Raw genomic sequence first — 14,464 nt, 5'->3', positions numbered from 1 at the left:
TACAGGTCGCTGTTCACCTTCACGTCTCCGCAGAGCAGCTCCCGGGCATCGAACTCCCCGATGGCATGGCGGATTTTGTGTAGCATCGACCAGGCGGTCTTGTAGGTGACCTGGATCACCTGGCTCAGCCGCATCGCCGAGATGCCATCGGGCAGCAGAAACAACTCCAGCGCCTGGAACCACTTGGTCAGGGGGAGATGGGTTCGTTCAAAAATCGTGCCGACCAAAGCCGACGTTTGATGCGCACACCTGGCGCACTCGAACATGGGAATGCGCCGGGAAGTCAGACGACTGCAGCGGGTGTGGGCGCAACGCGGGCAGACGAAGCCGTTCGGCCACTTCATCGCGATCAATGCCTTCATACAGTCCTGCTCGTTGTGATAACGGCTGCTAAAGGATTGAAGTTCCGTTTCCGCTTGGACTTCCATGTCTGCTCACCCCCGAATCAACAAAAATACGAACATAGGTTCTTTTTCTCATTATACCAAACATATGTTCCTGTTTCAAGCCGAACATCCCACTTTAGCCACCTTTTTTTCTTATCTCGTTTCTCATTTCTCTTTCCCCTTTCCTTCCCCTAGTCCCCCCAAACCCCAACCCCGCATTCTGAATAAAAGGGATAATCTTGCAAAGCTGTATGAAGAGGCGGCAGGCAACAGGCATCAGGTAACGGACACCAGACACCAGACACCAAATACCATACCTTATAGACACCCATCTTACTCTGGCTACTAGACCTCTGAGGGGGCGCGAATTCCCTTCTTGCAAGAAAGATCAAGCTCTGCTGACCACGTCTTGACTGTTGGGAATCCCTAGTGAACGAACTTATTAAGCTTCCAACTTATACTCTTTCCTGTACTTCCATGCGCAGCAGCTCTATAACCTGAGCCACGGATTGCGAGCCAAGGTCCCCCACTCCCCTTTTCCGGATGGACACAAGGCTGTTCTCTCTCTCCTGCTCGCCTACCACCAGCATATACGGTACCTTTTCCAGCTGGGCTTCACGGATTTTATAACCAAGCTTCTCACTGCGCACATCCACCTCGGCACGCAATCCGGCCTGACTCAGCGCTGCCTTAACCTTGCATGCATATTCAGCATCGTTGTCCGAAACCGCCAGTATTTTCACCTGTACAGGAGCCAGCCATAATGGAAAAGCTCCGCTGTAATGCTCGGTAAGAATGCCGATAAACCGGTCAATGGAACCATAAATCGCCCTATGAATGACGACAGGACGTTGTTTGCCGCCATTATTTCCGATGTAGCTAAGTTCGAATTTTTCCGGCATCTGAAAATCAAGCTGAATCGTACCGCACTGCCAGCTTCGTTTCAGCGCGTCCAGAATGTGAAAATCAATCTTCGGACCATAAAACGCTCCGTCTCCTTCATTGATCCGGTATTCGATACCTTTTTGCTCCAGAACATTCTGCAGGGACTTCTCAGCCTGGTCCCACAGCTCCTCCGAGCCCATGAAATCAGCCGGGCGTGTCGACAACTCGATCCTGTATTCAAAACCGAAGGTTTGATATACGAAGTCAATCAGTTCGATTACTCCATTGATTTCCCCTTCAATTTGCTCCGGCAACACAAACAGATGGGCATCGTCCTGGCAGAAGGTCCGCACCCGCATCATCCCGTTGAGAGCTCCTGAAAATTCATGGCGATGTACCTGGCCGAATTCGAAAAGACGGATCGGCAGTTCCCGATAGGAATGCAGGCTGTTTTTGTAAACAAGCATGTGCCCAGGGCAGTTCATCGGCTTAAGCGCGAATTTGGTGTCATCTACATCTGTAAAATACATGTTGTCTTTATAGTGATCCCAATGGCCGGATCGCTCCCACAGCCTGTTGTTCAGCATGAGCGGAGTCCGTACTTCATCATAACCGCGCTGTAACTGCAATTCACGCGAGAAGCTTTCGAGCTCATTGCGCAGCGTCATGCCTTTGGGAAGATAGAATGGCATTCCCGGCGCTTCTTCGGAAAACATAAACAACCCAAGTTCTCTGCCAAGCTTTCTGTGATCCCGTTTCTTTGCCTCCTCCAGCAGCTCCAAATGCACAGCAAGGTGATTTTTCTTGGTGAAAGCTGTGCCATAAATACGCTGCAGCATCTTATTGTTTGAATCTCCCCGCCAGTAAGCACCTGCTACATTCAGCAGTTTGAATGCTTTGATCATTCCTGTGGACGGAAGATGCGGCCCGCGGCACAGGTCAATAAATTCACCTTGGGAGTATATCGTAATTACCGCATCATCAGGCAAATCCCGGATCAGCTCTATTTTGAACGGCTCTTCCCGGTCTTCGAACAGCTTCAGTGCTTCCGCACGGCTTACGATCCGGCGCTCGAACGGCAGGTTCTCCTGAATAATGCGCTCCATTTCTTTTTCGATGCTGACAAAATCATCTGCAGAAAGAGGGCTCTCCAGATCCATATCGTAGTAAAAGCCATCTTCGATCACAGGACCGATGCCAAGCATCACCCTACGCTCCCCATAAATTCTCTTGACCGCCTGTGCCAGCACATGCGCTGTGCTATGCCTGTAAATCTCCAGCCCTTCCTCGCTTTCCAGTGTGATGATTTCAACAGGTCCATCCTCCTGAAGAGGTTGATGAAGATCAACGAGCCTGCCGTTTATTTTTCCAGCAACCGCCTGCTTCAGGAGACTTGGACTTATAGAAGCCGCCACTTGTGCCATTGTGGTGCCTTTCGCATACCCCCTGCTTGCTCCATCCGGCAAAATGATGTTCATCCCCATGACTGTTCCTCCATTTCCTGAATTATAGTGAAAAATGTGAACGCAAAAAAACGCAGCTCTCCTCAAGGGACGAGTGCGTTCAGCTCGTGGTTCCACCCTAATTCAACCCCGCTAGACTGTTTATGCCGACGGGCACAAAGTTAGCAAGGTCCTTATTGGTATCCGGTATCGGGGATAAAACGGTGACGCTTACTGCCATGGAACAAATCCACAGGTTCAACGCCACGGCTGCAAAGGGGTAATTTCCATCCGGTAGCTGAAGAAGCTTGCAGCCTGAACTTCTCTCTCTGGGCAGCTCGTGAAGGAAATCATGTCTTTGGTCCGTGCCTCAATATTGATATGTTGGATATCTTACAAAATCAATATAGCAGAGTCAAGACATTTTGCAAATTTTTTTAAATTTGGGCCGACTGTACGACCGTCATTCATGGACGTTGCCTGCGTTAGAGAATCAGTTGAAATCAGGGATTACACAGCAAAATTACCCTTTTGGTTTGACTACTAATGCGGCGAGAAACGAGAAAATAATCGCAGATGAGATGCCCGCGCTTGTCACCTTGAAGATACCGCTAACGACACCTATCCAGCCGACGGTTTTCAGCTCTGTGATGGCACCGTGAACGAGCGCGTTGCCAAAGCTGGTAATGGGGACTGATGCGCCTGCTCCGGCAAATTCAATGAGCGGATCATACCACCCGAGTCCGTCCGCAATCGCACCCAATACGACCAGCAGAGCCATGGTGTGTGCGGGGTCCAGCTTAAACACATCAAAGCAGATTTGCCCCAGCACGCAGATCGCTCCACCCACCAAAAAAGCCCATACAAAGATCATGATGATACACCTCCTGCTTCAATGGAAACGGCGTGTGCAATACAGGGTATGGATTCTCCCTGCTGGTAACTGATCGGGGATAGCAAAGCACCTGTTGCGACCACCAGAATACGCTTCAGCTCCCCTTTGCGTATCCGCTTCAGCAGATGGCCATAGGTAACGACCGCTGAGCAGCCGCAGCCGCTGGCCCCGGATTGTACCATTTGCTTTTCATAGTCGTAAATCATCATGCCGCAGTCCGAATATTCGGTTTGTTCCATGGGGATGTTGTGCTTGCGGAACAGCTCCGAGGCGATCTCATAGCCGACCTTGGACAGATCGCCCGTTACAATCAGATCGTAATAACCCGGTTCCACGTCCAGATCACGGAAGTGGGCCTCAATTGTATCGACGGCAGCCGGCGCCATCGCCGCCCCCATATTAAACGGATCGGTAATTCCCATATCAATGACACGCCCGATCGTGGCAGAGGTTACAACAGGTCCTTCACCCTCGGAGGATACCAGCGCTGCCCCCGCACCGGTTACTGTGTATTGGGCTGTCGGCGGTTTTTGCGAACCGTATTCGGTCGGATAGCGGAACTGCTTTTCTGCGCTGGAGTTGTGGCTGCATGTGCCGGCAAGCGCAAACTTGGCCGATCCGGAATTGACAATCATGGAAGCAAGTGCCAGACTCTCCATCGATGTGGAACAAGCGCCAAATACGCCGAGAAATGGAATCGACAATGTGCGCGCCGCAAAACCGCTGCTGATCAGTTGGGCCATAAGATCGCCGCCGATATAAAACTGGACTTGTTCCTTCGTAAGTCCGCCCGACTCAATCGCCAGCTTGGCGGCCTCTTCAATCAGCGTCCGTTCCGCTTTTTCCCAGCTGTCCTGCCCCAACGTGGAATCGCCGTGGACAATATCAAAGTCTTCAGCAAGGGGGCCTCTTCCTTCGAAAGGGCCTACGACAGTCGCCGTTGACCGGATGACCGGCTTATTTTCAAATATCCAGCTTTGATGCCCTTTTAGCATTTCATGATCCCCCTCCGCCTTTAAAAACTAAGGTCAGAATGCCGATAACAAAGGCAGCTACCGTTCCGTACACGATTACGGGTCCGGCAACCTTGAACATTTTGCCTCCGACACCGAGAACATACCCTTCACTTTGATGCTCGATGGCTGCGGATGCCATGGAGTTGGCAAATCCGGTCACAGGTACGGCCGAACCAGCTCCCGCCCATTGGGCAATTTTGTCATAAACGCCGAGACTGGTCAGGATGACCGAAATAATGATGAGGGTAGCGACAGTTGGATCACCGGCACTCTTTTTATCAAAACCACCCCAATGAATGAACATTTCCTGAATGGCCTGGCCTACAATACAAATGGTGCCCCCGACAAGAAACGCCCGCAAGCAGTTGAGGAGGACCGGACGGGGCGGTTCCTTTTGCTGGGCAAGCTTCTGGTACTCCTGCTGTGTGGGTGTCATATTTTTCTTTTTGCTGTTTGACAAGGTAAGTTCCTCCGTTTCTGCTATAGGCTGAGATTTAGCGGCTGAGCAGCGGCTTCACGTCTTTAATCACGCTATCTAGTTGTTTGCAGCACTGTTCGTACAGCTTCTTTCCATCCTTGTCTTTTGTGGATAAAGAGAACATTTCCAGATCTGCTTCGCATTTTTTGAGCGTAGCGAGCAGCAGAGCTTTCTCCTGGGGCTGCGGGACCTTCAGCTGATCATCAAACAAATCGACATAGAGCTGACCGTAAGAATCGACCTGTCCGAGGAACACGTTTTCCAGCGCAACCCCCTGTTTTTCCAGCTCCGCAGTGAGCCAGCCCCTGTTGAAGCCGATCGTTGAAAGAGGCTCGTACATAATTTCCCCATCCATGATCACCGTTTGCGGCTCCTGTTCAGGCGCTACCTTGATGCCGAGGTTTTTCGGGGTAATAGGCAGGTTTTCTTTCGTGACCAGCACATTCAATTCCCCGCTTGGTTCCATAATGGCAAACTCAACGTCGGCGGTCCTGAACACATTTTTGCTGCGCAGCAGCTCCAGCAGTTCGTCGGCTGTCATGCGTTCCTTTTTTAAATTGTCCTCGAGTATTTTACCGTCTTTAATGACCACCCTGGCTACACCGTCCATAATACCTCTGAACCTCCTGCTCTTCAGCTGAAAAAACTCGATGGCCAGAGACACAAGCACCCATACGCAAAGGGAGACGACTCCCAGGTACCATGTGCCGTCAACTTCGAGCGGAATATAGGCGGCCAGGCTTCCGACAGTAATCCCGGTTATGTATTCGAACAAGGAGAGCTGGGAAACCTGCCTTTTTCCGAGCAGCTTGGTCATGATGAAAAGAACGACTATAGCCACCAACGTACGCATAGCGACGATAAACCAATCCTGCATTGGTGCACCTTCTTTCTCAAATTCCATGAGGAAAAAATTTACAGTATGCAGGGTTTCCATTCTCATTCATTTTAAACATAGGGCAGCCTGTGGAAATCGGTAAGGATGTTGCAGGTATGTTTTTGGGAAAGGACGGTTACATTAACTTCGTTGCTTGCTGAGGAAATAGTTAACAAGCACAACTAAGCATGTGAAGGAGGTGGGTTCAGTGACCGTGGCATCTAACGTAAAAACCTGCGTAGCTTCGTTAAAAAGCGCTCAGGCAAGCCTGGAACAGTTTGCTCTGTCAACGCAAAATCAAGAGGCGAAAACGCTGTTCACAAATGCGGCTCAGCAAACACAGCAGGTCGTTCAACAGGTGGAGCAAAGAGTTCAGCAGTTGGAGAATGAAGAGCCTCAATATAAAGGCTTTTAAAAAACATTACGGATTGTCTTGGCGTGCAACAAAAGATAGAGGTGTCCCCAATAAAACGATGGTTCCAGGGGCACCTCCTCCTCACTCTGTGATGAAATCTTACATCAAGCGATTCTCTTTCTGTAACTGATCAAGAATGATTTGACTTACTCGTGACACACGATCACGATCCTGAGAGGTCAACCATAACAACTCGGCAATTTCCGAGTCTGGACGCAACTCGCCGGTGAATTCAGCGGCATAACAGGTCATTTTCACAATGACACCTTCCGACTTTCCATCCGCCTGCGCTTCAAAGGTTCCAACATAAGAGATGCTTTCCGGTAAAATGTCCACGGACAGCTCTTCTTTGATTTCCCGGATAAGTGTTTCCTCATCCGTCTCGCCGGGTTCTCTTTTCCCTCCTGGCAAATAGCAAAGCTCTTTCCCTTGGGAACGCGCGCCGAGCACACGGCCATTTTGAATGTAAATCCATGCAATCTTATCCATGATTTTGCTCACCTTGTTCACCTGCTATAGAATTTTGTAGGTTGCTGTATTTCCTGATACCAATGGGTGATTCGGCTTCATTTATTGATAATTGCCGCCAAAACTCCTCCTGTCAAGAACTGCTTGAAGTTGTGTCAGCGCGTAAAATGATAGCTTACTTAGGTGGGGTATGTATCCTCACACGCAATTACATTATATATTCCAGTAGAACAAAGCAGCCTTGGCTAATGCCAGGCTGCCATTTTTGTTCAGAACCGGGGAAGGTTGGAGAGATTGTTGTCCGGATTCCCGTCCGGATATGACCTTAACGTTTTTTGCCCCTCACGGTTTATACCTGTGTTCACATCCTCAATCAGCTCTGCTTCCGCCATTCCGATGGCTGTTGCAATGTCAACCTCTTGCCCATTGTTCAAGCGGACGGCTGCAATCGCTCCGTTCTCGTAATGCACAGCCTCGATTAGTGCCTTGCGCGGATCGATCGTGTGCGGGCCGACTCCATACCGGGTCCCTTCCCGCATAAACGTACCGGTTGCTTCAGACTGCTGCATACCTGCATCCTGCCCGGAGCCCTGGCTGTCCATAGGCTCAAAATGAGGGATAGGCTGACCGTTCCAGGCATGGTCGGCGTTGTGTGTCGACAAATTCTCGTTTGTTCCTTGTTCAGGCTGTTTCAACACTGTTCACTCCTTAACCTGTGGTGTCCTGCATTCTTAGCATTGCTCCCGGAAGGACAGCTCATGTAATAAAATTTCCGGATGAAACCACCTCCATCAGGTAGGCCTTCAGATCGATGAGCCGCAGCTTGGACGGCCTCATATCCGTTCCGGCGATAATAAGCGGGATCAGCGACTCCTCCAGGCTTAAAGAGCCATGTCCTCCCCCACCCTTATGCGTGGGGGAACTCCGGTCAGCGAGCTCATAACCAGGCTTGGCTCCCACGATCAGATACTGGCCCCGGTGGGAATTCAAAGAACCGAATATCCGCTGCAAGACGTCCGGATATTTTCCGTACCGGATTTCATGTCCTGATTCATCCGGCTGCAGATCCAGCAGCTCCAACGGCCCCTCTATCGTCCATTTCTGCTCATAATCGTCCGTCCATGTACCTCCTGCCTTGAAACGCAGCTCCTGCCCCTTTTTGGCGGCCGCAATCCATCCTTCTTCCTTCCAGGCAACAAAATCGATCCGGGAATCCACGCTCAGCGGCTGTGCAATGTGCCGTAAATCCAGAGTATCCTTCAGGCAGTAAACATAAGCCATCGTTTCGTTGACAGCGAGTACGATTTCGGTATGGGCTGTCACCTTTTGACCCGGATGCAGCACGTTATATCCTTCAAACAGCTTGTGGAGCTGGATTATAGGCTGATCCTGAGCCGGCCTGATTTGGCTGACTCCGCTGTCCCCGGAAATGACGAATACAGCCCGCTGCAGCGCCTGTTCCGGCGAACCGAAAGCCTCCAGCACGGCTTGAAGCTTCTTGTCCGCCTCCACTGCTCCTTTCAGAACAGATGGCCCTTTTTTATGCAGCAGCTTGTCCATACTGGGCATGTAGACGTATAGAAAATCAGGCAGCTGTTCCGTCCGGATCAAGTGCTTCAGTGTCTCAACCGAATATGTATCGTTCAGGCCCAGACGGTGAAATATGCTTTGCGGTGCCTGTATTCTACCGTTTAACGGGTTGGATAAGCCTCCAAGACTGAACCAGTCCGGGCCCTTGACTTGAATCCGGTCGGGCCATGATGTAATCATGCGCATCCAGGACGGGATCGTCATGGTGTGCTGGACGGGACCCCGGTATACAAGACCGTTGATCGCTCCGCAAGTAAAGCCGTGCCGTGCCAGATCTTCATAAATCGTCGGCACGGCGGGATTCAAATGCTCCCCATTCAACCGGAGGACCGCATCCTCAAGCACTGCCGGTATGCCCTGCCGGATTACTTCCATAGGCCCGGTTCCGTAATTGATCACCCTTTCAGCATCCGAATCATACCAAGCCAGGCCAGGCACAGAATGCTGATCCGGATAGGTGCCCGTCACCAGTGAGCTGTCTATCGTAACGGACATCGTTGGAAAGGAAGTGACCATATCGCGGTAATATTGACCGTGTTCAATCAGAAATTGCAGGGCAGGCAGCTTCTTCTGCGCCACTCCCTGGTCGATGGCCGAAGCCAGCAGCGAATCAATCAAAAGATAAATCACGCTCTTGCTATTTTGCGTCAACACCCCGTTCACCCACTATGACTGTATTCGGATACAGCTACTAGTGTGATCCTCTTTGCCGTTAATTATCAGCCGGCTGTGGATGTCATAAGGAGAAGCTGGTTTTCTTCAATTCTTCCGTACTGAACAGAATTTCGTACACCTGTATATGCTGGTCACGGGTGAATTGCTCTGCAATAGCCAATACGTCATTTTTGCAAATACCGTGAATCATCGCGTAAAGGTTATATGGCCAATCGTGGCAGGGAGTGCGGTGATAGCAGTGGCTGACTTCTTTATATGAAGCCAGCATGCGCCCAGCCTCATTCATGTGCTCTTCCGGGACGAGGCATACAAACAGGCCATTCGCTTCAAATCCCGCTTTTCTGTGTTTCAGAACGGCCCCGATCCGTTTCAAAGACCCAGATGCCTGCAGATGATTCAGCCGCTCCAGTACTTCGGCCACTGTGCATCCGGTCCTCCGTGCGATTTCGGCATAAGGCTCTGAAACCAGCGGGAAATCCCGCTGCAGTTCTCGTATGATGATCATATCGATGTCCGTTTCGAATTCATTCATCTTGATTCGCCCTTTTCTTCGTATCCATATTCCAAAATACGTTCAGCTTGTATACCTGTTCTGCCGGAAATTCATACAGCATCGTATTGCCCGCCGCTTCACGGATAAGCCCCAACATATTCTCCCGTTCTTCTTCGGTGCGTGCCGCCAATGTAAACCACATGTTCAATCTTCCTTCACGACGGTAGTTATGGGTCACCGTTTGAAAGCTGTTTACCACATCGGCCACGCCATAAAAAAGCTCGTCCTCTACCTGCATCGCATACAACCTCACCTCATACCCAAGCTTGCGCGGATTAAAAATGCCTCCGATACGGCGAATGATACCGGTGCCCTCCAGCTCCGCCAGTGTGTGGATCACTTCTTCCTCCCCCAGTTTCAGATCCGCCGCGATGGCAAGCCAGGGCCGTTCCACAAGAGGGATCCCCTGCTGCAGACGGTTCAGCACAAGGGCGTTCTTTGCATCTAGGTTCACCGCTTATCCCTCCACTGCTGGCTGATCGGAAATTCTTTTATAACACCAGGGCTCTTCAGCCAGGTAATTTCCGTTGCTATAAAAGTAAGACCTCGCCCGACATCCGCCGCATATATGAATATCCGGGCAAGAACCGCACGACCCTTCGTATTTCTGGAAGTTCCTTAGATCCTTAAAAACAGAGCTATGGCTCCAGATTTCATGAAATGGCTGCTCACGCACATTGCCTGCTTTAACCGGCAAATAAGGGCATACGTGCACGTCACCGTCCGGCAATACCGAGCAATAAGCCACACCGGCAAGGCAGCCGCGGGTGTAGCGCATATCGAGTCCCATGCTTTTGGCCAGAGGCATGAACTGGGGAGCGCATGTTGGCTTGATCTCAACAGAGGTTGCCTTTTGCTCGGCCAGCACCCTCTTCAACACGCCGAAATACCGTTCCCGCTTCAGTGCCTCTTCCTCTATATTCACCCCGCGTCCTGTAGGAACAAGAAAAAAGGGGTGTAATGAAACAACATTCAATTGCTCGGCAAGCTGGACCACCTGCTCGAAGTCGTCGATATTTTTTTCCGAAAGCGTCATGTTAATTTGAACCTTCATACCTGCTTCTCGAGCATGGCGGATGCCCATGACAGCTTTTTCCCACCCGTCAGATGCGTTCCTGAAACGGTTATGATAGGCAGGAGCGGAGCTGTCAATGCTAATGGCGATGCCGCCAAGACCCGCTGCCTTCAAAGCGGCTGCCTTGGCCGCGGTCAATAACGTGCCGTTGCTGCCCATTACCGGCCGCAGGCCGACTGACACCGCATGGGCTACAAGCTCACACACATCATCACGCGTCAGCGGCTCCCCGCCGCTGAGTATGAGCAGCCTGAAGCCTGCCTCTTTGATCTGATCAATTAGGCGGCGCCCTTCCTCGGTGCTCAGCTGTCCCGCAACCGGAGCATAAGGGCCGGAGTCCCGATAGCAGTGTTCGCAATATAAGTTGCAGCGCCTGGTTATATTCCAGGATATAAGCATTTATCCTCTTCCTCCTCTAAGTCTGTTCATCACACGCCAATTTCCTGATCGTTCAGGTAGCAGGAAGGATCTGGTGACCAAAAGTCACCTCCCGCTGAAGCTCGCGCCCTGAAATTGCCGTTGCAGATATCCAGCCATCGGCAATGCCGGCATCGTCCTTTAAGCAATGGCTTGCGGTTGCGCAGTCCCACCATCACTGGATGGGCAGCCTCCTTCCAGATCTCGCTGAACTTCCTTTCCCTGATGCTGCCAACTTCTACATCTCTGGTGAATTGATCCGGGTAGACACGTCCATGCCAATCAACACACGCAATGGCCACGCCGGAGCGATTGCCGCCATTGAGACGCAGCAGCTCCAGCAGCTGATCCGCCCGTTCAGGATCACGCTGCTTCATCCAGTAATACAAATAAACGCCGTCGGCATGGTTATCCACGGTCAGCAGCTCCACCCGTTTTCCTTTGCCGTGAAGGTCGAGTGTCTTGGCAATAATCCGTTCGAGAGCGCTCCTTGATTGCTCACCAGTAACATCCTCATGCTGCAGCTTGCTGCCGCGGCCGGAATAGACAAGATGATAAAAGCAGGCTCGCGGAATATTTTCCTGCTCGATAAGTTCCAATACGCCGTCGAGATCATGATAGGTATGCTTGCTGATCGTAAAGCGCAATCCCGCCTTCTGACCGATAGCAAGACAGTTGCGAATTCCCGCAATCGCCTGATTGAAGGCTCCCTGCCGACCCCGGAAACGGTCATGACGGTTTTCAAGGCCGTCAAGGCTGATCCCGACATACTGGACACCCGCATTCTGGAGCTGCTGTGCCCGTTTTGCCGTGATCAAGGTCCCGTTCGTGGAGACAACCGGACGAATTCCTTTACAGGCGGCAAAAGCAGCAAGTTCATAAATGTCATGCCGGGTGAGCGGCTCCCCGCCGGAGAATAGCAGCACCGGTACCTTGAAGTTCGCCAGATCCTCGATGAATGCCATCGCTTCTTCCGTCGAGAGCTCGCCAGGAGCACGGGAAGTACAGGCATCCGCATAGCAATGCTTGCACTGCAGGTTGCAGGCCCGTGTAGCATTCCAGACCACGACAGGACCTTTCCCTTCTGAAACGCCGTGCGGCTTATCTCCGATGGATATAGAGTAGCGCCATTGATCTCCCGTGCCCGCCATACCCGTAAGCAGCCTTGTTACATTAATCAAGAGCCCTCCCTCATTTCTCCATTATTGGATTCGAAATTTAGCTATTTTTAGTATGTTTTACTTTGTGAAAAAAAATACAAAGTTATGGCAACAAAGTGCTCTGCAATAAAAAAATTCTGCAATAAAAAAATATCCACCCACATTCTGTGGATGGATAGATATAACCTATAAGTACATCATGGACCATTGGCCGATGTCTTTAAAACCAAGTCTTTTATAAATGGCGCCTGCAACCGGATTATCATAAAATAAACAGACGCTTCGGCCTTCCGCCAAAAGGTCGGCGCATAGGCGCCGCACCAGGTGCGAGGCCAGCCCTTGCCCTCTATATTCGGGATGTGTGGCTACACCCACGATCATGGCAGACAGCGAGTTTTCGGCCGTGGAAGATGCAACCGCGATAACCTCCCCGTCCTTTTCAACAAAATAACTGCGTCCCGTGCGGCTTTGCAGTTTGCGCTGCATGCCGCTCCGCATCGATTCCCCGCTTGAGACAAATTCCTGAATCTGATCGAGCAGCGAACAAACCGCCTCTACATCCTCCACACCTGCTTGTCTGACCTCAAAATGACTGTTCGCCACCGTCTCACCACTTTCCTGCAGAGTGGTAAGCTCAGCAAAGTTCAGGCGCTTCTCCTTCGCAAAGCTGATCTCTCGGGCAAAACGATCCACTATGTACGATGAGCCTGACATCATTTCCTTCTTTTTGCCGGATAACACAAGCTCCGCAAAGCCCTGCACATCAAAATCTCCCTCTGCATAAGGAAGATAGCTGCCATCATACCGAAGCAGTATGGCCTTCAGGCGGCCGTCGGCAGCATCAAATTCTCCCCACAGTTCCTGGAAATCACGTTCAAAGCCGAAGTTCTCCACGTCTCCGATAATAAACAAATTGAGAGATGGTTCCCGCCCTGCCAGCTGCATTACACTCTCACGGTCCGCCTCCGTCAGCTTGCGAATCATATACCACTCCCCCTGGCTTTGGAAAATTTTATTTACCATAACATGTTAGCTTGCAGGCTGTAAACATGAAAATTGCGGCGTAAAAAAGAGCCCCTCATCTTGCTTATAAGTTCTCTGAGAAAAAATGGGAGAAAGAAAATTTTCGTGCTGTCGCTGGTTAGTATGTAATTCGCTGATTCTCCAAATGGACAAAACATCGTTCAACTATTTTAAAGGCCGGGGTCTCCCCGGCCGAAATACTGTACATACTGTTTTATTGCTGCCACACATCGTGGTACTCGGGATTCCTTTCAAATTGAATCCTCGCATAGGAACATAAAGGAATGATCTTTTTGCCTTCCTCTCTCGCCTCTTCGGCCACCCTGTCCAGCATTCGCTTGGCGATATCACCGCCGCGGTATTCGGGTGTAACATAGGTATGATCAAGCATCCACGTATCTGTTCCCGGTCTGACCGAATAAGTAATTTCCCCGATCAGCCCATGCTCTCCCCGGATGACAAACCCGTTTCCTTCCTTCACCAGCTTGCCGCCCGCAATCGTTTCTTCCCTCGCATTCTCGGCTAAACCTGCGGACTCCAAATCCTGAAAGCCCTCTTTCGTCGATTCAAGCATTTCTTTGGTTTCCTGCATGGAATCTTTGACCTCATTGTTCATAGTGTACACCTCCTTCGATTTTCCTTGGATGTCTTGTCATTATGTATTACCCATTCAGATGTATTCCAAATTAGGAATGACTATTTGGACAGGGTGCAGGCGGATTGCACCGCCTCATCCCTGCTTGAATGTTCTGTGATGTTATTTGCCTTCCAGTCTCTGCTGTTCTTTTGCAAGCTGCGCCTCCGCCTCTTCTGCCGCTGAGTGCGAACCCGATATATGTGACTGGGCAACTGCAGCTGTGGCATGACGAAGAGAGTGCTTCGCCTGTCCGATCATATGATCGGTTGGATGCTCCTCCGCCTGCCGCACGGCTTTATGCGCGGCTTCCACCGAATTCAGTGCCTGCTCCGCCCTGGAAGAAGCTTTGACTCCTGATTTGTCCATCTGGTTTCCTCCTTTCTGCGAGCATACCCGTTTAGTATGCAGGTCCCCAAGGCTTTGTATTCCCGCTGTCTCAGTAGTCCTCCATGTCATACAGCCTTGATCTCTG

The 14,464-nt window shown here is 50.9% G+C and carries 17 protein-coding genes; 1 reads left to right on the top strand and 16 read right to left on the bottom strand.

Features of this window, described 5'->3' with window-relative positions; all coding sequences use genetic code 11:
• The 6 genes from ACI1P2_RS28225 to ACI1P2_RS28200 all read right to left on the bottom strand — a co-directional run.
• Nucleotides 1–428: IS1595 family transposase (locus tag ACI1P2_RS28225; protein ID WP_355326263.1), on the bottom strand; the 428-nt coding region annotated here is incomplete at its 3' end.
• A gap of 413 nt (nt 429–841) precedes the next feature.
• Nucleotides 842–2,755 carry a threonine--tRNA ligase gene (gene thrS, locus ACI1P2_RS28220; protein ID WP_355326260.1) on the bottom strand — a complete coding sequence of 638 codons (1,914 nt, stop codon included), beginning with the start codon at nt 2,753–2,755 and terminating at the stop codon, nt 842–844.
• Between the two features lie 481 nt (nt 2,756–3,236).
• A complete protein-coding gene (spoVAE, locus tag ACI1P2_RS28215) occupies nt 3,237–3,587 on the bottom strand; it encodes a stage V sporulation protein AE (RefSeq protein WP_355326257.1) in 351 nt (116 codons plus the stop codon).
• The gene (gene spoVAD, locus ACI1P2_RS28210) at nt 3,584–4,603 is read right to left on the bottom strand and encodes a stage V sporulation protein AD (RefSeq protein ID WP_355326254.1); all 1,020 of its coding nucleotides are present in this window, start codon (nt 4,601–4,603) and stop codon (nt 3,584–3,586) included. The genes spoVAE and spoVAD overlap by 4 nt, the downstream gene beginning before the upstream one ends.
• A 1-nt stretch (nt 4,604) precedes the next feature.
• Nucleotides 4,605–5,084, bottom strand: coding sequence for a stage V sporulation protein AC (gene spoVAC, locus ACI1P2_RS28205; RefSeq protein ID WP_355326252.1), 480 nt, complete (start codon nt 5,082–5,084; stop codon nt 4,605–4,607).
• Between the two features lie 34 nt (nt 5,085–5,118).
• Complete coding sequence (locus ACI1P2_RS28200) at nt 5,119–5,979, bottom strand: DUF421 domain-containing protein (RefSeq protein WP_355326249.1); 861 nt, start codon at nt 5,977–5,979, stop codon at nt 5,119–5,121.
• A 208-nt stretch (nt 5,980–6,187) separates the two neighbouring features.
• Between ACI1P2_RS28200 and ACI1P2_RS28195 the strand changes: the two genes are divergently transcribed.
• On the top strand, nt 6,188–6,394 hold the full coding sequence (locus ACI1P2_RS28195) for a DUF1657 domain-containing protein (protein WP_355326246.1): 207 nt from the start codon (nt 6,188–6,190) through the stop codon (nt 6,392–6,394).
• Between the two features lie 99 nt (nt 6,395–6,493).
• Here ACI1P2_RS28195 and ACI1P2_RS28190 read toward each other — a convergent pair whose 3' ends face one another.
• From ACI1P2_RS28190 to ACI1P2_RS28145, 10 genes are all read right to left on the bottom strand, one after another.
• Nucleotides 6,494–6,883, bottom strand: a complete 390-nt coding sequence (locus ACI1P2_RS28190; protein WP_355326243.1) for an NUDIX hydrolase — start codon at nt 6,881–6,883, stop codon at nt 6,494–6,496.
• A 248-nt stretch (nt 6,884–7,131) separates the two neighbouring features.
• Nucleotides 7,132–7,557, bottom strand: a complete 426-nt coding sequence (locus ACI1P2_RS28185; protein ID WP_355326240.1) for a DUF3892 domain-containing protein — start codon at nt 7,555–7,557, stop codon at nt 7,132–7,134.
• 61 nt (nt 7,558–7,618) lie between these two features.
• The gene (locus ACI1P2_RS28180) at nt 7,619–9,082 is read right to left on the bottom strand and encodes an alkaline phosphatase family protein (RefSeq protein ID WP_408976367.1); all 1,464 of its coding nucleotides are present in this window, start codon (nt 9,080–9,082) and stop codon (nt 7,619–7,621) included.
• A 106-nt stretch (nt 9,083–9,188) separates the two neighbouring features.
• Nucleotides 9,189–9,659 (bottom strand): siroheme decarboxylase subunit beta, encoded by a 471-nt coding sequence (gene ahbB, locus ACI1P2_RS28175; RefSeq protein ID WP_355326234.1) that lies wholly within the window; start codon nt 9,657–9,659, stop codon nt 9,189–9,191.
• A complete protein-coding gene (ahbA, locus tag ACI1P2_RS28170; RefSeq protein ID WP_355326231.1) occupies nt 9,652–10,134 on the bottom strand; it encodes a siroheme decarboxylase subunit alpha in 483 nt (160 codons plus the stop codon). Before ahbA ends, ahbB begins: the two co-directional genes overlap by 8 nt.
• A gap of 3 nt (nt 10,135–10,137) precedes the next feature.
• Nucleotides 10,138–11,154 (bottom strand): radical SAM/SPASM domain-containing protein, encoded by a 1,017-nt coding sequence (locus tag ACI1P2_RS28165; RefSeq protein ID WP_355326228.1) that lies wholly within the window; start codon nt 11,152–11,154, stop codon nt 10,138–10,140.
• 29 nt (nt 11,155–11,183) lie between these two features.
• Nucleotides 11,184–12,353, bottom strand: a complete 1,170-nt coding sequence (locus ACI1P2_RS28160) for a radical SAM/SPASM domain-containing protein (protein ID WP_355326225.1) — start codon at nt 12,351–12,353, stop codon at nt 11,184–11,186.
• Nucleotides 12,354–12,518: 165 nt separating this feature from the next.
• On the bottom strand, nt 12,519–13,316 hold the full coding sequence (locus ACI1P2_RS28155; RefSeq protein WP_355326222.1) for a GNAT family N-acetyltransferase: 798 nt from the start codon (nt 13,314–13,316) through the stop codon (nt 12,519–12,521).
• 253 nt (nt 13,317–13,569) lie between these two features.
• Nucleotides 13,570–13,971 (bottom strand): GNAT family N-acetyltransferase, encoded by a 402-nt coding sequence (locus ACI1P2_RS28150; protein ID WP_355326219.1) that lies wholly within the window; start codon nt 13,969–13,971, stop codon nt 13,570–13,572.
• 141 nt (nt 13,972–14,112) lie between these two features.
• Nucleotides 14,113–14,358, bottom strand: coding sequence for a hypothetical protein (locus ACI1P2_RS28145; protein WP_355326216.1), 246 nt, complete (start codon nt 14,356–14,358; stop codon nt 14,113–14,115).
• Between the last annotated feature and the right edge of the window lie 106 nt (nt 14,359–14,464).

The sequence above is a fragment of the Paenibacillus jiangxiensis genome, from assembly GCF_046098255.1.
GTDB lineage: Bacteria > Bacillota > Bacilli > Paenibacillales > Paenibacillaceae > Paenibacillus > Paenibacillus jiagnxiensis.
Note: the sequence above shows the minus strand (reverse complement) of the source record. Positions and strands in the feature narration are given on the sequence as shown.